This window comes from Paenibacillus montaniterrae, assembly GCF_018403185.1.
GTDB classification, from domain to species: Bacteria; Bacillota; Bacilli; order Paenibacillales; family Paenibacillaceae; genus Pristimantibacillus; species Pristimantibacillus montaniterrae.
This window is the reverse complement of sequence record NZ_BOSE01000001.1, coordinates 178675-202948: the sequence shown is the minus strand read 5'-3', so window position 1 is coordinate 202948 and position 24274 is coordinate 178675. Positions and strand designations below refer to the sequence as shown.

Here is a 24274-nt window from a genome sequence, read left to right as displayed (position 1 = left end):
TAATCCCTCCTTATTTAATTAAAGCATTTGGATCGATAATGAGTGCGACTTGACCGTCACCCAAAATCGTAGCACCAGAAATGCCGGATATATTGGTTAAATATTTGCCGAGCGATTTTAATACGATTTCACTTTGGCCAATGAACTCGTCGATCACGATTGCCGCCCATTTGTCGCCCTTCTGAATGACAATCACCTCATGCTCATCTTCCAAATCCTCGCTGTAATTCGGTGAATCGAACAGCTTGGAGAGCGAAATAAGCGGGATGACAGCATCTCTAAATTTGATCATCGAATTGCCATGCACATGCAGAATGCTGGAATGCTGGATAATTGCCGTCTCCACAATTGAGGAAAGCGGAATCGCAAACTTCTCGTCCCCCAGCTTAATAAGCATTGCTGAAATGATTGATAGCGTTAGCGGCAGCTGTACGGAAAACTTCGTTCCTTTGCCTTCAACCGATGTTACCGTAACGTTGCCGCCCAGCGATGTAATTTTTGTTCGCACAACATCCAGACCTACGCCGCGCCCTGAAATATCCGAAATGACTTCAGCCGTACTGAAGCCCGGCGCAAAGATCAGCATATTGATTTCGTCGGTAGTCAGCTTGCCGGCATCCTCCTGCTTAACGATCCCTTTGCTAATCGCTTTTTCCAATACTTTGGCGGAATTGATGCCTCTTCCGTCCTCTTCCACTTCGATAAATACATGGTTTCCGCTATGGAAGGCGCGAAGCGACACCGTACCTGTTTCAGGCTTGCCGGCCGCAATTCGCTCGCTGACGGTTTCGATGCCGTGGTCCACAGAGTTGCGAAGCAAGTGAACGAGCGGATCTCCGATCTCGTCAATCACTGTGCGGTCAAGCTCGGTTTCAGCACCAGTAATGATAAGATCAATTTTTTTGTCAAGCGATTTCGCCAAATCGCGAACCATGCGCGGGAAACGATTGAATACCGTATCTACTGGCACCATGCGCAGCTTCAAAACAATATTTTGCAGGTCGGAGCTGACGCGCGCCATATGCTCCACAGTTTCAATCAAATCCTGCCTTTTAATCTCGCTTGCCAGCTGCTCAAGGCGTACGCGGTCGATCAGCATTTCGCTAAACAGATTCATCAAGGAATCCAAGCGATCGATATCGACGCGAATGGTGCGGTTCGCTACAGGAGCGCCGTTCGTCTTGGCAGGTGCTGCTTTTTTAGCTTCGGCTGCAGGGTTGCTCGCTTCTGCTGTCGCGGAAGCTGCAGCCGTTTCAGCCGCTGCCTGCTTGCCTGCGCCGGAGGAGCTTGAGCTGGACAGCGTCGCAAGCGACTCTTCATCAAGCGGCAGCACTTCTACCGACTCAATTTCAGAAATACTGTTAATTTTGGCGACAAGCTCCTCTGGCTTGATTGAGCTTATTGTAAACACCGTAAAGGAACGATCAAATTTCTCCTGCTCCAAATCTTCTACCGGCGGCTCTGACTTAACGATTTCTCCGGTATTTTCCAACACATCAAAAACCATATAGGAGCGGGCAGCCTTCAACACGCAAGACTCAGTTAATGTAACTTTGATATAAAATACTTGATGGCCACTTTCAATGGATTGCTTTAATACCGAGGACTGATATTGATCAAGCATGCCGCCGCCAGCATCGCTCACTGAGCTGCTCTCGCCAGCGGATGCGGAGGAAGCAGCTGCGCCGCCATTTTTATGCTCGCCTTTTACGATGCTAACGAGGTTCGCAACAATTGCCGAAACGTCGGCTTTGCCTGTGCCGCCCTGAATGACATCCTCGACCATCGATTCAAGGGCATCCAGCCCTTGAAACAGCGTATCAAAAATAAAGCTGTCCATTTTCAGCTTGTCATTGCGCACCAGGTCAAGCACGTTCTCCATTTCATGGGTCAAAGACGCCAGATCCTCGAAGCCCATAGTAGCTGACATCCCTTTCAGCGTATGTGCGGAACGGAAAATATCTTGTACGATTGAAATATCGTCAGGTGCGCTTTCCAGTCTCATCAGGTTGTCGTTCAGCGCCTGCAGGTGGTCATTTGATTCGTCAATAAACATTGATAAGTAAGCATTCATATCCATAACATGACACCTCCTATTAGTTTGTATTGCATGTTAGAGGTTGTTCAAAAAGCCCAAGAAAGCCGTACTTTTTGAACACTCACTATTAGTGTGTTGACAAAAGCTTTATCAGCTCTGGCGCGATTTGCGTCAGTGGCAGTACCTTGCTTGCTGCGCCAAGCTCTATTGCTGATCTTGGCATCCCGTACACAACACAGCTCTCTTCAGCTTCAGCTATCGTAGAGGCTGCGCCTTGTTCAGCCAGCTTCTTCATCCCTTGCGCACCGTCGCTGCCCATTCCTGTCATCAGCACGATATGCCGCTCCAGCTCCTTCGCATCAAGCAGGGATTCGAAGAGCACATCGACAGATGGACGATGGCCATTGCGCGGAGGCTCGCTGCTTAAGGCAATGACATAATGAGACTGCTGACGCGTCACCTGCATATGCTGCCCGCCCGGAGCTACATAGGCCTTGCCATTTTCCAGCCTCATTCCATGCTCTGCCTCGCATACCTCAAGCTCGCTAAAGCTGTCTAATCGCTGCGCCAGCGATTTGGTAAAGCGCGGCGGCATATGCTGGACAATAACGACAGGCGCCGCCAAAGTGCGCGGCAGGTTGCTAATAACTTCATGTAGTGCTCTAGGCCCACCAGTCGACGTGCCAATCGCAATAATCGATGTAACCGATCCAGCTTTTTCCTGCTGCTTGCTGGTGGCCGCTGGCGGCTGCTGTGCGACTTTCGATGCATGCTTAGCTTGTTCAGCCGCTGCTTGCTGCTTGCTTTTTGGCGTACTTAAATGCGACTTGGCCAGATCTATTTTATCTTTTTTATTCGTCAAAGCTGATGATAGATTCGTAGTAGCATTTGGTATAATATTATCATTTTTTGGGAGATTTGACGCAGTTTTTGACGAATTAGCTGCTGCTTTATTATTAAGTAGGACTGTAGACGACAATGGCTTGGGCTGCGTCGGCTTGCGGCGTGTAAGCACCGCTATTTTCAGCTTTTCTCGCAGCATCTCGCCAACGCCATGAATGTCCTGCATATTAGCGCCTACGCCTGTCGGCTTGCGAATAAAGTCGAATGCGCCATATTGCAGCGCTTTAATTGTATCCTGCGTATTGGCTTCACTAATACCAGAGAGCATAATGATCGGCAGCTTATGCTTTTTCAAAATATGCTGAAGCGCATCAAGCCCGTTCATTTGAGGCATTTCCAAATCTAGTGTTATGACATCTGGTTTGGTCTGCTCAACACTCGTTACCGCCTCGATCCCGTTCACAGCAGTTCCAATTACAGTGAATTGCGGATCTCGCTCGATTAAATCGGTAATAATCTTTCTCATAAAGGCCGAGTCGTCAACAACCAATACACGATACTGTTCCATACCTTTTGCCTCCATTTCTCAGGATTATCTTGTCCGTTTTAGTAGTCTATGTAAAAATCCTTTGATACCAGTGGAAGTGCTCTCGATTGGGAGATTCAGATATTCCTTTGCAATTTGCTTGATCGAATTTGCTGCATCACAATCCGGGAATAGCATAAGTAGCGGCACTTGCTTTTTTACTGATTTGGAAACATGCGAATCATCGTATATGTAGCCGATTGAAGGCAATTCAATATTTAAAAATCGTTTCGTTGCGCTTGCAATATTGGTTGCTGTACGCTCCCCTTCAGCACGATCTCCTGAACGGTTGACTACGATTTTGAACTTCACGCTGCTGTCAACCGAATTGACCATTTTTATAAGCGCATAAGCATCGGTAATCGAGGTTGGCTCTGGCGTCGTAACGACTATCGTTTCATCTGATGCCGTAATAAACTGGGTCGTTTCCTTCGAAAGTCCTGCTCCTGTATCGAAAATGATAAAATCGTACTGCCCCTGCAGCTTTAAGATTTCAGCACCAAAGCGATTGATTTCTTCATCCGACAGTCTGATCAGCTCAAGCAAGCCTGAGCCGCCAGCTATATAATGCAGGCCCTCTGGACCTACGCTAATAATATCCCATATCGTTTTCTCATTTTTCACTAGATGATAGAGACTGTAGCGTGAGCTCATCCCCATTAGCACATCAATATTAGCCATGCCGATATCCGCATCGATAACTAGCACGTTCATCCCGAGACGCTGCAGGGCAAGGCTGAAGTTCAGACTGAAGTTCGATTTTCCTACGCCGCCTTTTCCACTCGTAACCGAAATGAATTTTGTCTTTTTTTGATTTTGCGGTTCTGTATTTTGCTTTACTAGCTGACGCAAAGCTTCGGCTTGATCATACATGATGCGGCTCCCCTAGCAACATATCAATATACTTTTCTAGCTGAAAAGACTCAATATCATCTGGTACATTTTGACCACTTGTAATAAATAGCGGTGTTAAGCCGTACAGCATGATCATATTGAAGATCGTGCCGTAGCTGCTTGTTTCATCTATTTTGGTAAAGACAACCTTGCGCACGCCATACTTGCTAAACTTTTCCGCGATTACCTTCATATCTGCTGTTCGGCTTGTCAAGCTTAGCACGAGCACTGACTCGCTTTGATCGCTATGCGGCAGCAGGCTATTTACCTCCGATACATGCAAATCGCTTTTATAATTGCGGCCTGCTGTATCCATTAAAATCAAATCCGCCTGCTCAAGCGCAGTTAAAGCCCGCTCCATTTCCAGCGGAGAAAAAACAACCTCTAGCGGAATATTCAAAATGTTCGCATAAGTGCGCAGCTGCTCTACTGCTGCAATTCGATAGGTGTCCGCTGTAATGAGTCCCAGCTGCTTATGCTCTTTAATAGAATAGTTAGCCGCCAGCTTGGCAATCGTCGTTGTTTTACCTACTCCAGTAGGACCAACGAATTGCACAAACTGGGTAGATAAGTCTAATTTCCCACCCTTGTAAGGCGTTAGCCACTCGATCAATTTGGCTCTAGCCTGTTGCCAAAGCTCCGCAGCAGTCAGGCTCTCGCCCGTCTCCTGCTCCCGTTGCACAAAATCGTCGTATACGATGTCAATCCAATGCTGGTCAAGCTCCTGCTCAACAAGCCGATTTCTCAAGGCAGCAATTGATTCAGATGGCGCATATTCCGCATTCCTGTTCTTTGCGAGCCTGATCATTTCCTGACGCAAGCTTTGCAGCTCATTGACTATAAATTGCTCCGTTGGCGACATGGCAGCTGACGTTGATAACGCAGCATCTACCGATAACGCTTGTTCAGCAGGCTTTGCCTTTATTTGCTGCTCGGAAGCTGCTTTGGTTGGGGACGGCGAAGAAGCTTGATTGGCCTGCATCGCTTGATTGGTTGGCGACGCTTGATACAAGCGCGATGCAAAGCTGGCGCCTGTTGCAGAAGCCAATGGCTCCTTTGCCTGCGGAGCAGCAGCTGGCTGCTCATTTTGTGTTGTTTTCGTGCCGGCTGGCTCTTTATTGTCCTGAGCTTTGGAGCGCTGCGAAGCCTTTAATATTTGCTCGATGACCAGATCAACCTGCTCCGCATCAAGCTTTTTATTCGATTTTGGCTCTTGCTTGGCAGCATTGGGCTCAACGGCGGCCAGCACCTCGATTTTCCGCTTGCGGAACATTCCCAGCACACCGCCAACCTTAATTTCCTTAGATTCCAATATAACTGCATCCTTGCCCAATTCGTTACGAATCAGTGGTACTGCATCAGGCAGCGCGTCTACAACATATCTTTTCACTCTCATAGATTAACCACCCCAACGCTTTGTACTTCGATATTAGGTTCCAGCTCACTATAGGATAAAATCGGCAAATCCTGCATCGTTCGAGCTACGATCTGTCTCAAGTACATGCGAATCGTAGGCGAGGTCAATACGATCGGCTGCTGGCCTGATTGCAGCAAGCGGTTCACCTGCTCGGTCAAACGCTGGTAAATTTGTTGAGAGGATACAGGATCGAGAGAAACATAGCTGCCTTGATCATTTTGCTGTACAGATTCTATAATTTTCTTTTCAAGCTGTGCGCCGAGTGTAATAACGCGCAGCGATTGCCCGCTTGAAGCATACTGTTGCGTAATTTGACGCGAAAGTGCTTGACGCACATATTCTGTCAAAATATCAGTATCCTTCGTGTACTGCCCATAATCGGCCAATGTTTCAAATATTGTTACAAGATCTCGAATCGACACCTTTTCCTGCAGCAGCTTGGTCAACACCTTCTGCACATCGCCAAGCGACATTACGCCAGGAATGAGATCATCGACAAGAGCCGGGTAGCTCGCTTTCACATTTTCCACCAGCGCTTTCGTCTCTTGACGTCCGATCAGCTCATGAGCATGGCGTTTGACAATTTCAGTCAAATGCGTAGCTACAACAGATGGCGGGTCCACTACGGTATAGCCGGACAGCTCTGCCCGCTCCTTCGTCATTTCATCGATCCAAATCGCTGGCAAGCCAAAGGCAGGCTCTGTCGTTTCGATCCCGTGAATCGAATCGTCGTCGACACCTGGACTCATTGCCAAATAATGATTAAGAAGCAATTCTCCACGCGCAACCGTATTCCCTTTTATTTTTATAACGTATTCATTCGGTTTAAGCTGAATGTTGTCGCGAATCCGAATGACCGGTACAACCAGCCCCAGCTCAAGCGCGCACTGCCGTCTGATCATAATGATCCGATCCAGCAAATCTCCGCCCTGCTGCGTGTCCGCCAAAGGAATCAAGCCATAGCCGAATTCAAATTCGATCGGATCAACCTGCAGCAAGCTAATGACGCTTTCCGGACTTCTGACCTCTTCGATCTGCTGCTCTTCTACAAGCAGCTCATCCTGCTCTGCCTTCTTAAGCTGTGAACGGCTGAGCAAATAGCCGCCTACTGCGAGCGCAATGGCGAATGGCCATGTGCGTAAAATTCCGATTGGCGTCAAGCCCAGTGCTGCAATTGTACCTGCTGACACATAAAGTAGCTTCGGATACTTAAATAGCTGGCCTGTAATATCGTCCGCCAAATTGCCTTCAGAGGCAGAGCGAGTTACGATCAAGCCTGCTGCTGTTGAAATCAACAGCGCCGGAATTTGCGCAACAAGACCGTCACCAATCGTCAAGATGGAAAATGTGGACAGTGAGTCCTGAAAGCTTAACCCTTGGTACACCATCCCGATAATAAAGCCGCCGATCAAGTTAATGATCATCATAATAATCGTGGCAATCGCATCACCTTTGACGAACTTGCTGGCACCGTCCATCGCTCCGTAGAAATCTGCTTCGCGCTCGATGGATGCGCGGCGCTCTTTGGCCTCCTGCTCGTTAATCAAGCCAGAGTTCAAATCGGCGTCGATGCTCATTTGCTTACCAGGCATTGCATCCAACGTAAAGCGGGCCGCGACTTCCGCTACGCGCTCGGAGCCCTTGGTTATGACGATAAATTGTACGACGACCAGGATTAAGAACACGATAAAGCCAATCGCAACTTGACCGCCGCCTACCCATTGTCCAAACGTTTCAATAACTTCTCCCGCTTCAGCATGAGAAAGGATACTGCGCGTTGTTGAAATACTAAGAGCTAAGCGGAAAATCGTCGTTACGAGCAAGATTGCAGGAAAGATCGAGAAATCCAACGCTGACTTCGCGTTCATCGCTACAAGTAAAATCGTGATCGCTACCGTGATGTTAATAATTAGTAGAAAGTCGATTAAAAGAATAGGGAGCGGTACGATCATCATGAGAATAATCCCGATAATGCCACATGTTACTATTAGCTCTTTAGCTTTCATGATGTTCCCTCCCTCAATTATTTTTTAGTACTCTTTCTGCCTTTAATTCTATATACATATGCCAGCACCTCGGCAACAGCCTGGAACAAATCCTGCGGGATCGCGTCTCCAATTTCTGTCTGGCTGTACAGCGCGCGTGCTAATGGCTTATTTTCCATCGTTATCACATCATGCTCCTGCGCTACCTCTTTAATTTTAAGAGCCAGATGATCCATTCCTTTGGCGACAACTACAGGAGCTTCCATGTTAGCTGCATCATATTTTAGCGCGACAGCAAAATGCGTCGGGTTCGTAATGACCACATCTGCGTTGGGAACCTCTTGCATCATGCGAGAAATTGCCATGCGCAGCTGCTTTTCACGAATTTTGCGCTTAATTAACGGATCGCCTTCAGATTTTTTATGCTCGTCCTTAATGTCCTGCTTGGACATTTTAATGCTTTTTTCATGCTCGTACTTTTGATACATAAAATCAAGAAAAGCGAGCACGAGCAGTATGGCGCCTGTTGTGACGCCCAGCCGTATTACGAGTGATGCAAGATAGGAAACGACAGCCTCAACCGGCTGCATGCCCAAGCCATTGATGTTGTTCCATTCACCTTTAATAATGGTGTACACCACGAATGCAACGATCAAAAATTTCAATAAGCTTTTTACAAATTCGACGAGGCTCCGCATCGAGAAAATGCGCTTGAAGCCTTCAATCGGATTTAGCTTCTTCAGGCTCACCTTTAACGTTTCATTGGTGAACAGAAAGCCAAATTGCACAACATTGCCGACAATTCCAATAATGACGACAATCGCCAGAATCGGAGCAATCAGCAGCAGACATTCCAGCATAATTCGCAAGAAGAAGCCGCCAAGATTGGTTATCGTAACCTCCATCACCAGCCAGTTTTCCAAAATGTCGGTGGTCAGTGCAAAAAAGTGGGTTTTATAATAGTCGCCAAGCATTAAAAAGGAAGCAAACACTAATGTTATAATAAGCGCTGAAGGCAGCTCTTGAGATCTGGCTACCTGTCCCTTTTTACGCGACTCCTGCCTCTTTTTTGGCGTTGCTTTTTCGGTTTTTTCTTGATTGAATAACTGGAGATCGACGACGAAACGATAATTGCGCACTTATTTGCCTCCAATCTACGCCGGCGGACCTTGTACGATACCAAACATCTGTTCAAGCGTGTGAAACATAATCGAAAATATTTTTTCAAAAATATAGGCCATGCCTGGCATTAGTAGAAATAGCAAAAATACGCCAAGCATAATTTTAATAGGAAAGCCGATAACAAATACGTTAAATTGCGGCGCAGTTTTCGCTAAAAAGCCGAGTCCCACATCCGTAATAAACATTGCTGCCAACAGCGGCAAAGCTACCTGTACGCCGATCACGAGGCTCGATATAATCGCATCTGTCATAAATTGAGCCAAGCTGCCGTCTGCCATCCGTGAAAACCATTGATTTTCAATCGGCATATAAAGATAGCTGTCCATTAAGCCGATAAGTAAATAATGATGACCATTCATCATTAAAAACATAAGCAGCATCAGCAGGTACTTAAAGTTACCGAGCAGCGGTACGGTGACCCCTGAAACCGGATCGACGATATTGGCCATCGAAAAGCCGATTTGCATGTCGATAATTCCGCCTGCCGTTTGCATCGTGACAAAAAAGATATAGACGATAAAGCCCATCATAATGCCGATCAGCACTTCTCGCACAATAAGCAGCACGTACTGCATATCAATGATCATCGCCTGGTTGCTGCCATGCATTGAAAACACGAGCAAAGAAATAAAAAAGCCGAGTCCAATCTTAAAAATCGCCGGAACGGTGCTGTGATTGAAAATAGGTGTAACGACGAAAAAAGCTGTTACTCGACAAAATATGAGCAAAAAAATAGGAAGTGCTTCTAAAAAAACTTCTGTCATCGAATTCACAGCCTAACCGATATATTGATGCAGATTGCTGAATATCGTATACGTGAAATCAACAACCGTATTAAGTATCCACGGTCCAAATATAACGACTGCGATCAAAACCGCGACGATCTTTGGAACAAACGCCAGCGTTTGCTCTTGAATTTGGGTTGTCGCCTGAAATACGCTTACTACTAAGCCTGTCACCAAGGCAAGAACAAGCATCGGCGCAGCCGCCTTCAAGACAGTGAATACAGCCTGACCGGCAATTCCAATAATAAACTCTGCACTCAATGTCTATCCCTCCTGTATGAGCACTAAGGACTAAAGCTTAGCAGTAATGATCTCACGATAAGATACCAGCCATCCACAAGAATAAACAACAGAATTTTGAACGGCAACGAAATCATGATTGGCGGCAGCATCATCATCCCCATCGCCATCAGCGTACTGGCAACAATCATGTCGATAATTAAAAACGGAATAAAAATCATAAATCCCATCTGAAAGGCCGTTTTTAATTCACTTATTGCGTAGGCTGGAATTAGTGTCGTTATAGGTATATCCTCATACGTCGCAGGTCGCTCTTCCCCTGTGTAGTTCATGAACAGCAGCAGGTCCTTCTCGCGCGTATGATTAAACATAAACTTTTTAATTGGCTTCGCTGCTTCCTCAAACGCTTGCTCCTGTGTAATCTCGCCTTGTATATATGGCTGCAGCGCAGTTTGATTAATTTCACTAAACGTTGGCGCCATAATAAAAAACGTTAAAAACATCGCCAAGCCAACAAGCACTTGCGCAGGCGGGATCGTATTGGTTCCCATCGATGTTTTGACAAAGCCCAGCACGATTACAATCCGCGTAAAACTTGTCATGAGCACCAATATCGCAGGTGCTACACTAAGCACAGTGATTAGTAATAAAATCGACAGTGTGCTTGTGCCTGAAGCCTCACTATCATTACTACCAATGTTAATGGAGATATCAGGAAGCGGTTCAGCGTGCGCATAAGGTACCATTATGATAAAAAGCATGAATACAAACGGTACAATAAGCATCCACTTTTTTTTCATTGTCCATCAACCATTCATCATTTTTTATCCTTCAGGATAGATTCAAGCTCATGCTTGCGCTCCGCTTGCTTATCCAGCTTCGCCTGCAGCAAATCCTCAAAGGTGCCGCGTTCATTCCACATATCTGTCGATCCAGCCTGCAACTCTTCGCTTTTGTCGCCTTTATTGAAGCGAGCTGCAAAATACTGCTTCAGGGAAGCAATGTTGATGCTGCTCTGCTCGCTTAGCTCTAATGCAGCCACGATTTGTGCAACCTTGTCCGGATCCAATTCCTTATCCAACAGCGTAACTTGTTCACCTACGCCAATTATGTAAATTCGGTCTGCGACCTCTATCACCTGCAGTGAGCTGTTTTGCCCCAAGCTGATCCCGCCTAATGAGCGCAAGCCGCGCTGGTTGGCCCAAGCTCGATTGCGCTTTGACAGCCATTTCACTGTAAGCATTAGAAGCGCGATTACAACTGCCAATGCTAAAAATACTTTTATAACATCCCATATAAGATTGGACTGAACCATTGGCGCGCTTTCACTTGACAAATCGCTTCCTTGCTCGCTGTTACTAGAAGCAGCAACAGCGACGATAGGAAGAGAAATAAGGAATAAGCTACTACTTGCAATTTTGAGTGCCAGTTTCCGCATTATGCGCCTACTCTCATTAACCAAGTGTTTTTTTAATCGCTTCAATAACACGGTCAGCCTGGAATGGCTTAACGATAAAATCTTTTGCACCTGCTTGAATTGCATCAATTACCATGGCCTGTTGACCCATCGCAGAGCACATAATAACTTTAGCATTTGCATCGATTTTGCGAATTTCCTTCAATGCAGAAATTCCGTCCATTTCCGGCATTGTAATATCCATCGTAATAAGATCAGGTTTAAGCTCTTTAAATTTTTCTACTGCTTGCGCGCCATCCGGTGCCTCTCCAACGACCTCATACCCGTTCTTCGTCAAAATGTCCCGAATCATCATTCTCATAAATGCAGCGTCATCAACAATAAGAATACGATTAGCCATGTTTCTTCCTCCTAGAAATCCTTTATTGTAGTTTTTGAATTCTGTCCCATTGACTTACGATATCTGTTACACGCACGCCAAAATTCTCATCAATAACGACAACTTCGCCTTTGGCAATGAGCTTGTTATTGACCAGAATATCTACTGGTTCACCTGCCAGTTTATCTAACTCAATGATAGAACCTTGCGACAACTCTAGTATGTCTTTTATTTGCTTTTGGGTCCTTCCTAATTCTACAGTGACCTTCAATGGAATGTCGAGTAGTAAATTAAGATTTGTCCCGTCAGTTTGCGGATATTGTCCTTGATTGAATGTCGCAAACTGCACTGGCTGAACGTTAACGTTGCGATTGGCGTTCATGCCTTGATTCGGCGCGCTAAATCCCATTGTTGGCTGAGCGTACATATCCTGCTGTGGTGCATACGCTGCAGGCGGTACGTTCGGCATTGGAGCCCCTTGTTGCGGCTGCAGCTCAGGTTGAACTGGAGCAGCTGCAGCTTGTGGTGGTGCAGCAGGCGGCGCTTCAACAGCAGGTGCAGAAGCCGGTGCAGAAGCTGGCGCTTGCGGCTCAGTGTCGTCAGTTCCCATTAGCGTCGCTACCATTTGCTTGGCAAACGAGACTGGCAGCAGCTGCATAATAGTAGAATCGATCAGATCGCCAATCGTTAGATGGAATGATATTTTAATCATCACATCATCTTGCGGCAAATGATCAACACCGTCTCCGCTCGTCATGTCCAAAATGTTGATTCCAGGCGGCGAAATATTGACCAGACGATTAAAAATCGTAGACATAGAGGTTGCAGATGAGCCCATCATCTGATTCATCGCTTCCTGTACGGCAGATATATGAATTTCGTTAAGCTCCTGATCTTCAACATCGCCTTCTCCACCAAGCATCAAATCTGCGATCACCTGCGCATCCTTGGTGCGGATGACGAGAGAGTTAATGCCTTCAAAGCCATCAACGTATTCAACGCTTACGGCAACATGAGGCTTCGGAAATACATCGCCCAGCTCGCTTTTTCTAACTAATGAAACGGAAGGGGTTGTAATATCCACTTTTTTGCCCAGCAGCGTAGACAAAGCCGTTGCAGCGCTGCCGAACGTAATATTGCCAATCTCGCCGAGGGCATCCTGTTCAATAGAAGAAAGATAATCATCCAAAACCTCTTCGCCTGCAGGAACTGGCGACTGACCAGCTTCTTCCGAGTCGCCCGAGGATTGACGTAGCAACGCATCAATTTCCTCTTGAGATAAATAATCTTTACTCGTCATAGTCTTCTTCCGCTCCTTCGCTTACAATCTCATCAATTTGAATCGCTAGTCGATCCCTGATTGAGCCTGGACTTCCAATAAATTTCAACTTTTCGCCTACCTTTATTTTAAGTCCTTCATCCACAGGTTTGTTTAAAGTTAAAACATCTCCTTGAGCCAAGCCCAAAAACTCTTGAATCGTTATGGTCGCTTCACCAAGCTCGGCAATTATAGGCAGTTTTGTCTTTTTCACTCGATGCTCAAGAATTTCAACTTCCTCTGGTATACGCTCCTTTTTCTGAGAAACAAACCAATGATGAACGGACAGTCTTGGCATAATTGGCTCCAGCACCACGTGAGGGATACAAAGGTTAATCATGCCAGTCGTATCGCCAATTTTGGTACTGAAGGAAATCAATGCAATCGTTTCGTTAGGAGAAACAATTTGCATAAATTGCGGGTTCGTCTCCAAGCCCTCGAGCTTCGGCTTAATGTCGATGACCGTTTTCCAAGCCTCTTGAAGACTATCAAATGCTCTAGCAAATACCTTCTCCATAATAATGGTTTCTATTTCAGTCAGAGCATTCATCTTTGAAGGCGCGGTTCCGGGACCGCCAAGCAAGCGATCCAACATGGCATAAGCAACGTTCGGGTTTACTTCTAAAACCATACGTCCTTCTAGCGGCTCAGCTTCAAAGATATTCAAGATGGTCATCTTCGGAATGGAACGAATAAATTCATCATAAGGCAGCTGTTCTACATCAACTACGTTTATTTGCACAAATGTTCTTAGCTGTGCCGAAAAATACGTCGTTAAATAGCGAGCAAAGTTTTCATGAATTCTAGTCAAGCTTCGAATATGATCCTTGGAAAAGCGTACTGCACGCTTAAAATCATACACACTAATTTTTCTCGTTGTTTCTTCCTTTTTTAAATCTTCAGCATCCATCTCACCAGATGATAATGCCGCGAGCAGAGCATCAATCTCATTTTGAGATAATACATCAACCATGTCTCTCACCTCCTTGGAGGAATTTTCTAGAAGCTAAATTCTACTAATCAAAAAGTTGGTAATTTCAACTTTAACAAGCTTTCCTTTTGGCAGAATCGGATTAATAAGATTTAACAGCTTCGATTCCAAAAGATCCTCACCCTGAGAGCCGTTCAGCTCATCTGCAGTCATATCAGCCAGTGTTCTGCTCAAAATCGGCTTCACTTCAATTTCCAGAATTTTGTCAAAGCTCTCTTTTGCCTTTTTGCTATCTAGCTGGAAAGCAAAATTGATGATGACTACAAACTCTGGATCCTTCAGGTTTCTGCGGAAATCGTTCAGCACAGATGTAACCTCAACACGCTCGTCAGCACTTAGCACTTCCACTTCTACCTTCTTGTTTTCGCTATTGGCAGTGCTGTTATCATCGAACATGGTTTGGTATACAACTACACCTACAACTGCAATTAATGTAATGGATAGAAGGATGGTTATTAACCACGGCAGCATCTTTTTCATCGCAAAGGCTCCTTTGTCTATTCACTCTTCTTATGGGCCACAGCAACTAGGCCGATTGTTTGAAGATACTGCTGATTTAGCGCAACAATCTCAGCAGTTTTTTCTTTAACTACAATTTTGTTGCCAGTTGTTAACGTAATAACAGTATCAGCAGCCTCTTCAACCAACTCAATAAGCAGCGCGTTGATCGTGACTGGTTGACCGTTTAAACGCGTTACAGTAATCATTATATGCCTCCTAAATAGTAGGGAGATCAAGGGATCTCCCTACGAAATGAGCTTACTTATCGTTTAAGATTAACGACCTCTTGTAAAATTTCATCGGAAGTAGTAATGATTCTTGAGTTTGCCTGGAAGCCGCGCTGAGCAACGATCATTTCAGTAAATTCGCTCGTCAGATCGACATTGGACATTTCAAGCTGTCCAGCGATAATCGCGCCAGTCCCAACCTCTGGATCGTTTGGCGCAACAATTTCAATTTCGCCATCAGGGTTAGCGTTGACAGTCATGCGATACAGGTTGCCGCCCAGCTTTTCAAGACCGCCAGGATTGACTACTTTTACGACGCCGATTTGCGCTACTTCAACCTGACCGTCTGCGGTAACACCAACGATCGTGCCGTCCTGCGAGATGCTGAAGCCTGTAACTTCCTCGTCCAATATAATTGGAGCTCCTGCAGTATCAAGCACGAACAGACCATCAGCGTTGACAAGCTGGCGGTTGGCATCAACCGTAAAGTTACCCGCACGGGACAATACTTGCTCCGCATCATCTCCGGCAGACAGGATGAAAAAGCCATCGCCGTTAATGCGCAGATTCGTTGGATCATTTGTATTCATCGCGCTTCCAGCCTGGTGCATCGTATCAATAGAAGCAATCGATACCCCAAGTCCAACCTGCTTGGCGTTTACGCCACCGCTTACGCCTTCTTCAGGAGCAGTAACCCCACTGATGCTTTGGCTCAAAACATCCGAAAACATTACGCGTCCGGACTTAAATCCAATCGTGTTCACATTGGCAATATTGTTGCCGATTACGTCCAGCTTTGTTTGAAAGCCTCTCATTCCAGAAACTCCAGAGTACATCGATCTTAGCATTGAATCTCCTCCTCAGAAATTTTCATCGTATAAGCTTAAGCTGCATCAGTCGGTCAGCAGCTATAGGCCTCCTGTTCGGTCCAGCCTAGCTTAAAATAATTGCACTATCGATTTGCGTAAACACATTGCTCTTCATCTGTCCACCATCCAAAGCTGTAACGACTGTTCTTGTTGGCACATTGACGATCATCGCAATATCGCGGTAAACAATTAAAGAGTCTTTGGCGCCTTTTTCCGCGGCAGAAGTAACAGCATCGCTAATTTGATTCAAGCTCTCCTGCGGCAAGCTGATGCCTCGCTGAGCCATTCTTACCTCTGCATGATGACTGAACTTAAGCAGCTCGCGGTCAAACACATCAGAGAACTTGCTTTGCTCTGTCGATCCGCTTTGCACTGCTTGATTCGCCTTCGGAAAGCTGCCGGGATTAACCTTCATCGGGTACAGCTGTCCGATTTTTATACTGTTGTTCATGATCCACTCACCTCATCATTGGCAGCGGACTCTGGTTCGCCAGACTCATCAGTTGCTGGAGCTTCTGGTTCTTCTGTATTGTCACTTCCATCTTCATCTGGAGCTTCGCTGCCGTTATCAATTGGCTTGGTTGAAATTTGCCCAATATAATCGATACCGATTAGATCTCCATTTACTTCAACGAACAATTTTCCGTCTTGCGAAACGATAGATTCCACAACACCGCTTTGCTTAATAACTTTGCCTTCCGAATCGTACTCATTCCACGTTACATGCTTACCGATCAAGCTTGATGCAGCACCGATATTTTGTCGCAGCAGCGCAACCTCGCTCGACATATTCATCAGCTGCTCAACCATGGAGAATTGCGCCATCTGTGCGATAAATTGCGTATTGTCCATTGGCGACAACGGGTCCTGATTTTGCAGCTGAGCTACAAACAGGTTAAGAAACTGGTCCTTGCCGAGTGCAGTTGATTTGGATGCTGCTTTATTAACGTTAGTCGTACTGTAGTGCGGCCATACAACTGAGGATGTAACTGGAGTTGCCATATGTTCACCTCCTGCACGCTTTTATATTGTTTTTGCTTGCTCATTAAATAGTTGCATTGACGGCTCGACCGAAGCCAAGCTCCTGATTCGTTACGTTCACTAGCAACTCTTCCTCAAAGGATTCTTCCTTGCTGCGGGAATTTGCATGTGCTTCGCTTTGCTGGTTGCCATGCGAGCCCTGCTTTTGCTGCTGACTCAATTGTGAAGCAAACTCATTATGGGCAACTTCAATTTTTTCAACCGTTATCCCTTGAGCTGCCAGCGACGCGCGCAGCTGAATCATCTGATTTTCAAGCGCATCCTTGGCCATTGCCGTTTCCGTCTGGAACATTGCAGTCAGCACGCCGTTTTGCATCGAGATTTTCACATCCACATGGCCTAAATGCTCCGGCGTTAATGAAAGTCTTGCCTCCGTCACACCGTTAAGCGCCGTTACCTGAAAGCGCTGAACGACCAAACTGCGCATCGTTTCCGCAAACTCGTCGGCTATTACAAATGCGCTAGAGCCGCCTGCTGCTGATCTTGTCAAATGCGAAAGAAAGTCCTTTACATTATCGGCTTTCAGCTGAAATTCCGGCAGTACGGTTTGCACCATGGTCTGCTCGAGTGCAGGCTGATTAACCTGGTTAGCTGCAGGAGTCGTGCTAGAAGCTTCAGCAGCTTTATTCGCTGCCGCCGTATAGGCTGCTTCCTGCGACAAACGCTGCAAATGAGCAGCAGCATTAACTGGCAGCTTTGCATCCTTACTGACTTCTGTTGTAGGCAAAGCTTGTGCAGCATTCTCAGTCGGCTTCACTTTAATTTCCTTGGTCAGCTCGCCGATTTTAGCCTGAATGACCTGCAATTGCTCCGCTACGACCTGCTCGGCGGATTTGCCAAACAGAACTTTGCCTGTGCCATTTTGCAGCGCCTGCTGCAGCACGAGCAATTGGTCAGACAGCTTGACAAGCGCTTCATTGGACGAGTAGCCGGAATGGGCTGCAAGCTGCTCATTCAAGCTAACAGCTGGCGCCATCACCTTCGACTGATTGTTGGAGAACGATATGATCTCGACAAGTGCAGCGATTTGCTGCAGCAGTGACTCAATCAATGCCTGCTGCTCGACAGTCAGCTCAACCTCCCCCGCCTGCTCTAGCTGATCCAATTGATCCAGCATTTGCTCGATCATGCCGTCCAGCTCTTCTTCTGTCGGCTGCTTGCTCCCAAGCAGCAAGCTGCTGTTCGCCAAAAGAATAGCAGGATTGACAGCTGCTTGACTGCTATCAGAAGCTGCAGGCTGCTGTGCACCTACGATGCCGAATAGCTGTTTCTGGAAAGCAGCTCCATCGGAGGCGGCTGATTGATTGCTGGTCAATTGAGCAACATTGCCCATAACGGGAGCGCCGCTCAGCAAATTCAATATGTCCACTTTTTCACCTCCTTTCAATCATGAGGCTATCTAGCTTTGCATTAGTCTTGTAACTAATACTGCCGCTGTACGCTCGTCAATTGCAGTCATTTCCTCCAATATCGCAGATCTTGCTGTACTATCTGTCACTTGCAGCACGCGCAGCACTTTGCTGGAGCTGATGTCCATCATTTTCAGCAGCATTTCCGCTGCTGCAGCCGGGTCCATTGCTGCAAAGGTAGCTGCCAGATCCGCATCGCTCACCTGGCTTGAAGTCGCCTGGTTATTGGATTCAGACTGCAGCCGCTCAACTCTTGACTGCAGCGCGGCAATTTCCATATCCTTTGCCGTTTCATTATCCTTCAGCTTAATCGTGACATCTGCCGCTACCTGAGGGTTCATTTTTTCCATAATTCGAACGCGGTCATCCGCGCGCATCTGGCTGAACAGCAAGGCCATTTCCTCAAGCGTCATGCTCTGAACAATCGGAGCTGCCTTGCTCGGAGTCATCCTTGAAAACATGCCTGCCAGCTCTTGAATGCGCGCGGTATATTGCTCGTCGGTTACGGTTTGCTCGGCAGTTGTCGTTTCCGCGGCCGTTTCGCTTTGCGTTTGCAGCGTATTGATCGTTTGCTCCTGCTCAACCGTTTTTGCAGTCGCTGCAGAAAGCTCTTCCTGTGCAGCTGCAAGCTGAGCCTCCAATTCTGCAATTCTTTCATTCAGCTTGTCAGATCTAAGCTTCTCATCAGAATTGGCAAGCGGCTCTGTAGGCTCTGGCAATAAATCTCGTATGATCGGGATGCTGTGGCCAATCTCAATCGCCTTGCTGCGAATGTCTACGCCCAGAAACGTTATAAACAGTCCAATTAGTACAATGACAAACAAAAGAGGGGTCACGATAAATACAGCTCTCTCTATAAAACTGCTTTCTTGCTTCTCTTCATCAATGGCTGCCAATTCCATTCACTCCCTTGCGCGCGATTCTCTTATGGAGCAGGTGACATAAAACGGATGGAGGCCATCTCGTCCAGCTCTTGTTGTTCTTTGAGCAGCATATTATATTGAAATTTCGCGAATGCATGCTCCTTAGCCTTATGCCAAACCTTTTCTTCCTTCATTTTGTGTGCGAGCTCATTTCTGCGAAGCTCTACCTTGTGTTCTGCCCGCTTAATATCTTTTAATTTGCTCTTAATTTTTTGCTCTAAATATTCGATATACTCATTAATAGTAATGACATCTGCCAATGGCGAAGCTTCAAGCACGGCCTGCTCCAGCTTCTGCTCCCATTCCTGCTGCTGCTGCTTTATTTGCCTTAGCTGCTCGTTTTCCTCGTTCAGAATGGCAATTGCATCAGATAGCAGCCATTCGGCTTGCGTTTTTTCGCTTTCTTTCAAATCAACAATTTTTTGAAAGCCGTACTTAAAGGATGCCATTTACTAATCAACTCCTACTAAAATTAGCGATAAGCTGCTGCTGTGCCTGTTCCAGCGTTACCTTTTCATTGGTGCGCTGTCTTGTAAATGAGTTAATAAGATCAATGTATTGAATTGCCATATCTATTTGCTGATTGGAGCCCTGCTGATAGGCACCGATATTGATAAGATCTTCAGAATCACGATATATCGCAAGCAATCTTTTCAATTCGTTGGCCGCATCGAGCTGCTCCTCGCTGACGATTTCGTTCATAACGCGGCTGACCGAGGCAAGCACATCTATCGCAGGATAATGCCCTTTATGCGCCAGCGCTCTGCTCAGGACAATGTGACCATCCAGAATGCCGCGCACTGCGTCGGCAATCGGTTCGTTCATATCATCGCCATCGACGAGCACAGTATAAAATGCGGTAATCGAGCCTTTATTGCCTGTTCCAGCTCGCTCCAGAAGCTTGGGCAGAGCAGCGAATACAGACGGTGTGTAGCCTCTTGTCGCAGGCGGCTCTCCAATCGCCAGGCCAACCTCGCGCATCGCCATTGCATAGCGGGTTACAGAATCCATCATCAGCATCACGTTAAGGCCGCGATTTCTAAAGTATTCCGCAATTGAAGTGGCAATCATTGCACCCTTCATGCGAATAAGAGCCGGTTGATCAGAGGTCGCCACGACGACAACTGAACGAGCAAGCCCCTCTGGACCGAGGTCCTTTTCGATAAATTCAAGCACCTCGCGCCCACGCTCGCCGATTAGTGCAATGACGTTGACATCAGCAGTTGTATTGCGGGCAATCATGCCGAGCAGCGTACTTTTCCCAACGCCTGAGCCAGCGAAAATACCAACGCGCTGACCTTCACCGACCGTCAGCAAGCCATCAATGGCCTTGACGCCGGTTCCTAACGGCTTGCTCACGCGCGGACGCCCTAATGGGTTGCTTGGCGCATGGTGCGTAGAGTAGCTTGGCATTCTGCTCGGCAAAAAGCTGCCATCCAACGGGTTGCCAAGACCATCCAGCACTTTGCCGAGCAGCTCGGAGCCTACCTGAACGGTTAGCGGCTTGCCAGTGCCGACAACATCGCAGCCAGGACTAATCGCATGAAGATCGCCCAAAGGCATTAATATTACTTTATTTTCACGAAAGCCAACTACCTCCGCCTTTAGCGGCTTGGCTGATTTGGCCGGATAAATATAGCAGAGATCGCCAATGCTGGCGTCCGGACCTTGCGATTCAACGGTTAACCCGATCACCTGTGTCACTTTGCCATTAATGCGGACAGGGTCAACATTTTTCAGATGCTCTTGATACTTTTCCAAATCAAATTTAAGCTGGGTCATTGGCTTGGCCTCTCTCTTCAATGCTCTGATGTGCAATAATGAGCAGCTCACGCTTAATTTCAGATAATTGTGTATCGATTCGAGTATCAATGCTGCCAAACTTGGAGCGAATAACACAGCCATTGTCCTTAACGGTCGCATCCGGTATGATGACCAGCTCGGCCTGCGAATCGATCGCCGCGTTCAGCTCTTCGCGCGCTGCCTGGACAAATGAAAGCGAGGCTGGAGCTACGCATAGCGTAATCTCACCTTGCTCGCGTCGTCTGGATAAGGTTCGGGTTATCATCTCGATTACGAGCTCAGGCTCCAGCGAAAGCTGCTTGTCGATAATTTTCTCGGCAATCGAGCAGCTAAGCTCGATAATAAATGGTTCAGCTTCCTGAATAATTTGCTCGCGAGTGCGGTAAGCCTCCTTCAAGATCGAGGCCGCTTCTGCCAAGTTATGCTCCCACTCGCTGCGCACCTGCTCTTGAGCCTGCTCAATGCCTTGCTGGAAGCCTTCCTGATAGCCTTCTTGCTGCTGCTGCAGCCGAAGCTGCTCGTCTTCGTTGCGTTTTTCCAGCCACCAGACTTCGATCTGCTGCCTTGCATCCTCGAGCATTTTGTCGCATTCCTCAGCCGCTTCCTTAAGCCGGCTATCGGCAGCTGCTTTCGCATCAGCAAGCATTTGCTCTGTTAAGGAAATCGTCGCGGCATCAGGCTCGCTGGCATCAGGCTCTGTCTCTTCAATTTCGCTGATGGCATTATTTGGTGGTAAATATTGATTGGTTAAACGCAACTTTTTCAGCTCTTCCAGCGTCATAACATGTGAGGACTTGATCAAGTTAGACAATGATATCATCTCCTCCGCCACGTGCGATGATAATTTCGCCAGACTCTTCTAGTCGTCTAATAATTGCAACGATGCGAGTTTGAGCTTCTTCTACATCACGTAAGCGTACAGGGCCCATAAATTCCATTTCTTCCTGGAATGTTTCAGCCATACGTTTAGACATATTACGGAAAATTGCTTCACGCACTTCTTCGCTTGAAACTTTAAGCGCAAGCTGCAAATCGGCATTTTCCACATCACGAATAATGCGTTGAATCGAACGATTGTCAATGCTGACGATATCTTCAAATACGAACATGCGCTTCTTAATATCCTCGGCAAGCTCTGGATCTTGAATTTCCAGCGCATCGAGGATTGTACGCTCTGTACCGCGGTCGACACCATTCAAAATTTGAACGATAGAGTCGATGCCGCCAGCATTTGTATAATCCTGAGTAACTGTCGCGGACAGCTTTTGCTCAAGAATATGTTCGATTTGCGTAATGACCTCTGGCGAAGTACTGTCCATAAGCGCGATTCGCTTCGCGACATCCGCCTGCTTGTCTTGCGGCAAGGAAGACAGAATTGTCGCTGCTTGATCAGCCTGCAAGTAAGACAGAACTAGTGCAATGGTCTGAGTATTTTCATTTTGGATAAAGTTAAGAATTTGTGCTGGATCAGCTTTTCGTGCGAAATCAAACGGTCTAACCTGCAGAGTAGCAGTCAGACGCGTCAGCACCTCCTTAGCCTTTTCCTCGCCTAGCGCCTTGTCCAAAATTTCTTTGGCATAGGCGATACCGCCTTGTGAAATATACTCTTGCGCCATACAAATTTGATGGAACTCTTGCAATATATTATCGCGGTCAACACTATCAACTTTTCTGACATTAGCAATCTCTAACGTTAATTGTTCAATTTCATCGTCGCGTAAATGTTTAAATATTTGCGCAGATACTTCAGGCCCTAGCGTGATCAATAAGATCGCTGCCTTTTGACGTCCCGATAATCCTTGAGCCATTTTAGACAAATTACAGCACCTCTATTCATCTACTAGCCAGGTACGAAGCAAGTTGACGAATTCGTCAGGTTTGCGTTTGGCAAGCGTTTCAAGATTTTTGCGAGCTTGACTGTCGTTCTGAAGATTGTCAAGATCAATCGTTTCATAAGCAGGACGAACTGGAATATCTTCAACAACCAGCTCTTCTTCCTCTTCGGCCTTCGCTTTGCGACGACGCAGCAATACAAAGATCAATGCAGCGATTAGCAGTAGAGCAAGTGCGGCAAGACCAATAATCCATGCGGTGGATAGTCCTGTTTCATCAGCCGCTGCAGCAGCTTCTGCGTCAAAGTCGCGCGCAATAAGCGTTACCTTTTGTTGAACTGCTTGATCATTAGTCAAATCCTGGCCGGAATTAGCCAGCTGGCTTCTTACGAAGCTAGCCAAATAATTAGTAATTGCTTGCTGATCAGCCTCGCTAGCCAATTCAGAGGCTTCAAAGCCAACGCTGATTGACAAATCTTTTACGACATAAGCTTGAGATTCTATAATATTATTTATGCGGTTCACATCATAATTGCGAATGGTAGAATTGCTTTCTGAAGAATTTTCTCCACCAGCATTCCCAGTTTGGTAGGTTGGAATATCCGTTTCGCCTGTTCCAACAACTCCGCCCGACGCATCCGTGCTAGTGCTGGAGGTCGATTCCAACTGCTCGCTAATAATGATGCCGTTGTTATTGTTATTCTCCAACGGAAGAACCAGGCTTTCTTGACTTGATTTTTTATCAAAGTTCAAGCTGCTTGAAATACTGACCACAATTTTATCAACGCCATAAATTTGGCTTAAGTATTGCTGGATCGTATTTTTCAGTTCTTGTTCATATTTCTTTTGTATATTAAATTGTGTCTCTATTAAATTCGTTCCGCCACTTAATAGATCATTCGCTTCCGACGAAAGCAATTCGCCATGCTGCTGGCTGGAAATTGTAATATCCTGAATATCAATGCCACCTACAGCTGCTTTAATCAGATTGTAGTAGCCATCGATTTCCTTTTGAGTCGGGCGATAGCCAGGCGTGAAGTTTAGCACGACAGCTGCCGTAGGCTTTTGCATTTCCTGCGTTGTCAGAAACACGCTTTCTTCATGCTTCGTTACCAATACCTTGGAGCTTTCGATGCCGCTTAGTCCATTTAACAGCCGTTGGACTTCGCCGTTTATCGCATTTTGATATTTGACATTAAATTCATTTTCGGTAGTTCCTAATGCGCTGCTACCGATTCCAAATGTTTCAGCAAATCCCAATGAACCGTTTTGGATTAGCCCTTGTGAGCCTACATCAATTTTCACACGTGCAGCATCTTTTGCAGGAATTGAAATTTCACTGCCCGTTGCGTTGAGCTTATAAGGAATTCCTGCCGATTCCAAATGATTGATGACTGCTGCCGAATCATTGGCATCCAGCTTTGTGAATGCTACCTCATACTCAGTACGAGTGAAAATGACTGTGATTAACACGATCGCTACAATCAGTCCAATAAGGGATGCGAATAACCATATTTTCTGATTTCTTCCCATTTGCTGAAATCTGGTTTTGACTTTATTTACATATTGGGCTACTCTTTCGTTCACGTTTTCA

Annotated in this window: 25 protein-coding genes; all 25 read right to left on the bottom strand. The window is 46.4% G+C overall.

The window, feature by feature from the left end; all coding sequences use genetic code 11:
- Positions 1-10: 10 nt before the first annotated feature.
- Positions 11-2080, bottom strand: coding sequence for a chemotaxis protein CheA (locus tag KJS52_RS01040; RefSeq protein WP_213512786.1), 2070 nt, complete (start codon positions 2078-2080; stop codon positions 11-13).
- Between the two features lie 85 nt (positions 2081-2165).
- On the bottom strand, positions 2166-3449 hold the full coding sequence (locus KJS52_RS01035) for a protein-glutamate methylesterase/protein-glutamine glutaminase (RefSeq protein ID WP_213512785.1): 1284 nt from the start codon (positions 3447-3449) through the stop codon (positions 2166-2168).
- Between the two features lie 24 nt (positions 3450-3473).
- A complete protein-coding gene (locus KJS52_RS01030; RefSeq protein ID WP_213512784.1) occupies positions 3474-4340 on the bottom strand; it encodes a MinD/ParA family protein in 867 nt (288 codons plus the stop codon).
- A complete protein-coding gene (locus tag KJS52_RS01025) occupies positions 4333-5757 on the bottom strand; it encodes a flagellar biosynthesis protein FlhF (protein ID WP_213512783.1) in 1425 nt (474 codons plus the stop codon). The genes KJS52_RS01030 and KJS52_RS01025 overlap by 8 nt, the downstream gene beginning before the upstream one ends.
- Positions 5754-7784 (bottom strand): flagellar biosynthesis protein FlhA, encoded by a 2031-nt coding sequence (gene flhA, locus KJS52_RS01020; protein ID WP_213512782.1) that lies wholly within the window; start codon positions 7782-7784, stop codon positions 5754-5756. Before flhA ends, KJS52_RS01025 begins: the two co-directional genes overlap by 4 nt.
- A gap of 17 nt (positions 7785-7801) precedes the next feature.
- On the bottom strand, positions 7802-8902 hold the full coding sequence (gene flhB / locus KJS52_RS01015) for a flagellar biosynthesis protein FlhB (protein WP_213512781.1): 1101 nt from the start codon (positions 8900-8902) through the stop codon (positions 7802-7804).
- 15 nt (positions 8903-8917) lie between these two features.
- Positions 8918-9709 carry a flagellar biosynthetic protein FliR gene (gene fliR, locus KJS52_RS01010; RefSeq protein ID WP_213512780.1) on the bottom strand — a complete coding sequence of 264 codons (792 nt, stop codon included), beginning with the start codon at positions 9707-9709 and terminating at the stop codon, positions 8918-8920.
- A gap of 12 nt (positions 9710-9721) precedes the next feature.
- Entirely contained in the window at positions 9722-9991 is a 270-nt protein-coding gene (fliQ, locus tag KJS52_RS01005; protein ID WP_213512779.1) for a flagellar biosynthesis protein FliQ, read from the bottom strand.
- Between the two features lie 23 nt (positions 9992-10014).
- Complete coding sequence (gene fliP / locus KJS52_RS01000; RefSeq protein ID WP_213512778.1) at positions 10015-10770, bottom strand: flagellar type III secretion system pore protein FliP; 756 nt, start codon at positions 10768-10770, stop codon at positions 10015-10017.
- Positions 10771-10787: 17 nt separating this feature from the next.
- A complete protein-coding gene (locus tag KJS52_RS00995) occupies positions 10788-11306 on the bottom strand; it encodes a flagellar biosynthetic protein FliO (RefSeq protein WP_213512777.1) in 519 nt (172 codons plus the stop codon).
- Positions 11307-11424: 118 nt separating this feature from the next.
- Complete coding sequence (locus KJS52_RS00990) at positions 11425-11787, bottom strand: response regulator (RefSeq protein WP_213512776.1); 363 nt, start codon at positions 11785-11787, stop codon at positions 11425-11427.
- 22 nt (positions 11788-11809) lie between these two features.
- A complete protein-coding gene (gene fliY, locus KJS52_RS00985; protein WP_213512775.1) occupies positions 11810-13066 on the bottom strand; it encodes a flagellar motor switch phosphatase FliY in 1257 nt (418 codons plus the stop codon).
- On the bottom strand, positions 13056-14057 hold the full coding sequence (gene fliM / locus KJS52_RS00980; RefSeq protein WP_213512774.1) for a flagellar motor switch protein FliM: 1002 nt from the start codon (positions 14055-14057) through the stop codon (positions 13056-13058). Before fliM ends, fliY begins: the two co-directional genes overlap by 11 nt.
- Before the next feature lie 33 nt (positions 14058-14090).
- Positions 14091-14555, bottom strand: a complete 465-nt coding sequence (locus KJS52_RS00975; protein WP_213512773.1) for a flagellar basal body-associated FliL family protein — start codon at positions 14553-14555, stop codon at positions 14091-14093.
- A gap of 17 nt (positions 14556-14572) precedes the next feature.
- Positions 14573-14782, bottom strand: coding sequence for a flagellar FlbD family protein (locus KJS52_RS00970; protein WP_213512772.1), 210 nt, complete (start codon positions 14780-14782; stop codon positions 14573-14575).
- Positions 14783-14838: 56 nt separating this feature from the next.
- On the bottom strand, positions 14839-15651 hold the full coding sequence (gene flgG, locus KJS52_RS00965; RefSeq protein ID WP_213512771.1) for a flagellar basal body rod protein FlgG: 813 nt from the start codon (positions 15649-15651) through the stop codon (positions 14839-14841).
- A gap of 85 nt (positions 15652-15736) precedes the next feature.
- On the bottom strand, positions 15737-16123 hold the full coding sequence (locus tag KJS52_RS00960; RefSeq protein ID WP_213512770.1) for a TIGR02530 family flagellar biosynthesis protein: 387 nt from the start codon (positions 16121-16123) through the stop codon (positions 15737-15739).
- Positions 16120-16674 (bottom strand): flagellar hook capping FlgD N-terminal domain-containing protein, encoded by a 555-nt coding sequence (locus KJS52_RS00955; RefSeq protein ID WP_213512769.1) that lies wholly within the window; start codon positions 16672-16674, stop codon positions 16120-16122. The genes KJS52_RS00960 and KJS52_RS00955 overlap by 4 nt, the downstream gene beginning before the upstream one ends.
- A gap of 43 nt (positions 16675-16717) precedes the next feature.
- Positions 16718-18082, bottom strand: coding sequence for a flagellar hook-length control protein FliK (locus tag KJS52_RS00950; protein WP_213512768.1), 1365 nt, complete (start codon positions 18080-18082; stop codon positions 16718-16720).
- Positions 18083-18112: 30 nt separating this feature from the next.
- Entirely contained in the window at positions 18113-19018 is a 906-nt protein-coding gene (locus tag KJS52_RS00945; RefSeq protein WP_213512767.1) for a magnesium transporter MgtE N-terminal domain-containing protein, read from the bottom strand.
- A gap of 29 nt (positions 19019-19047) precedes the next feature.
- Positions 19048-19494, bottom strand: a complete 447-nt coding sequence (gene fliJ / locus KJS52_RS00940) for a flagellar export protein FliJ (RefSeq protein ID WP_213512766.1) — start codon at positions 19492-19494, stop codon at positions 19048-19050.
- 7 nt (positions 19495-19501) lie between these two features.
- Complete coding sequence (fliI, locus tag KJS52_RS00935) at positions 19502-20827, bottom strand: flagellar protein export ATPase FliI (RefSeq protein ID WP_213512765.1); 1326 nt, start codon at positions 20825-20827, stop codon at positions 19502-19504.
- Positions 20814-21659 (bottom strand): FliH/SctL family protein, encoded by an 846-nt coding sequence (locus KJS52_RS00930; RefSeq protein WP_213512764.1) that lies wholly within the window; start codon positions 21657-21659, stop codon positions 20814-20816. The genes fliI and KJS52_RS00930 overlap by 14 nt, the downstream gene beginning before the upstream one ends.
- Positions 21652-22656: a flagellar motor switch protein FliG gene (fliG, locus tag KJS52_RS00925; protein WP_213512763.1), complete on the bottom strand. Its 1005-nt coding sequence runs from the start codon at positions 22654-22656 to the stop codon at positions 21652-21654. The genes KJS52_RS00930 and fliG overlap by 8 nt, the downstream gene beginning before the upstream one ends.
- Positions 22657-22677: 21 nt before the next feature.
- Entirely contained in the window at positions 22678-24267 is a 1590-nt protein-coding gene (gene fliF / locus KJS52_RS00920; protein WP_213512762.1) for a flagellar basal-body MS-ring/collar protein FliF, read from the bottom strand.
- Positions 24268-24274 lie beyond the last annotated feature (7 nt).

Excerpts from the sequence above, each read along its gene's own strand:
- fliP (WP_213512778.1), bottom strand. The coding sequence starts at position 10,770 with ATGAAAAAAAAGTGGATGCTTATTGTACCGTTTGTATTCATGCTTTTT.
- fliI (WP_213512765.1), bottom strand. The coding sequence starts at position 20,827 with ATGACCCAGCTTAAATTTGATTTGGAAAAGTATCAAGAGCATCTGAAA.
- fliR (WP_213512780.1), bottom strand. The coding sequence starts at position 9,709 with ATGACAGAAGTTTTTTTAGAAGCACTTCCTATTTTTTTGCTCATATTT.
- fliY (WP_213512775.1), bottom strand. The coding sequence starts at position 13,066 with ATGACGAGTAAAGATTATTTATCTCAAGAGGAAATTGATGCGTTGCTA.
- flgG (WP_213512771.1), bottom strand. The coding sequence starts at position 15,651 with ATGCTAAGATCGATGTACTCTGGAGTTTCTGGAATGAGAGGCTTTCAA.
- KJS52_RS01030 (WP_213512784.1), bottom strand. The coding sequence starts at position 4,340 with ATGTATGATCAAGCCGAAGCTTTGCGTCAGCTAGTAAAGCAAAATACA.
- KJS52_RS00970 (WP_213512772.1), bottom strand. The coding sequence starts at position 14,782 with ATGATTACTGTAACGCGTTTAAACGGTCAACCAGTCACGATCAACGCG.
- KJS52_RS00960 (WP_213512770.1), bottom strand. The coding sequence starts at position 16,123 with ATGAACAACAGTATAAAAATCGGACAGCTGTACCCGATGAAGGTTAAT.
- fliG (WP_213512763.1), bottom strand. The coding sequence starts at position 22,656 with ATGGCTCAAGGATTATCGGGACGTCAAAAGGCAGCGATCTTATTGATC.
- KJS52_RS00955 (WP_213512769.1), bottom strand. The coding sequence starts at position 16,674 with ATGGCAACTCCAGTTACATCCTCAGTTGTATGGCCGCACTACAGTACG.
- KJS52_RS00975 (WP_213512773.1), bottom strand. The coding sequence starts at position 14,555 with ATGAAAAAGATGCTGCCGTGGTTAATAACCATCCTTCTATCCATTACA.
- fliM (WP_213512774.1), bottom strand. The coding sequence starts at position 14,057 with ATGGTTGATGTATTATCTCAAAATGAGATTGATGCTCTGCTCGCGGCA.
- KJS52_RS01040 (WP_213512786.1), bottom strand. The coding sequence starts at position 2,080 with ATGGATATGAATGCTTACTTATCAATGTTTATTGACGAATCAAATGAC.
- fliJ (WP_213512766.1), bottom strand. The coding sequence starts at position 19,494 with ATGGCATCCTTTAAGTACGGCTTTCAAAAAATTGTTGATTTGAAAGAA.
- KJS52_RS01035 (WP_213512785.1), bottom strand. The coding sequence starts at position 3,449 with ATGGAACAGTATCGTGTATTGGTTGTTGACGACTCGGCCTTTATGAGA.
- KJS52_RS00990 (WP_213512776.1), bottom strand. The coding sequence starts at position 11,787 with ATGGCTAATCGTATTCTTATTGTTGATGACGCTGCATTTATGAGAATG.
- flhA (WP_213512782.1), bottom strand. The coding sequence starts at position 7,784 with ATGAAAGCTAAAGAGCTAATAGTAACATGTGGCATTATCGGGATTATT.
- KJS52_RS01025 (WP_213512783.1), bottom strand. The coding sequence starts at position 5,757 with ATGAGAGTGAAAAGATATGTTGTAGACGCGCTGCCTGATGCAGTACCA.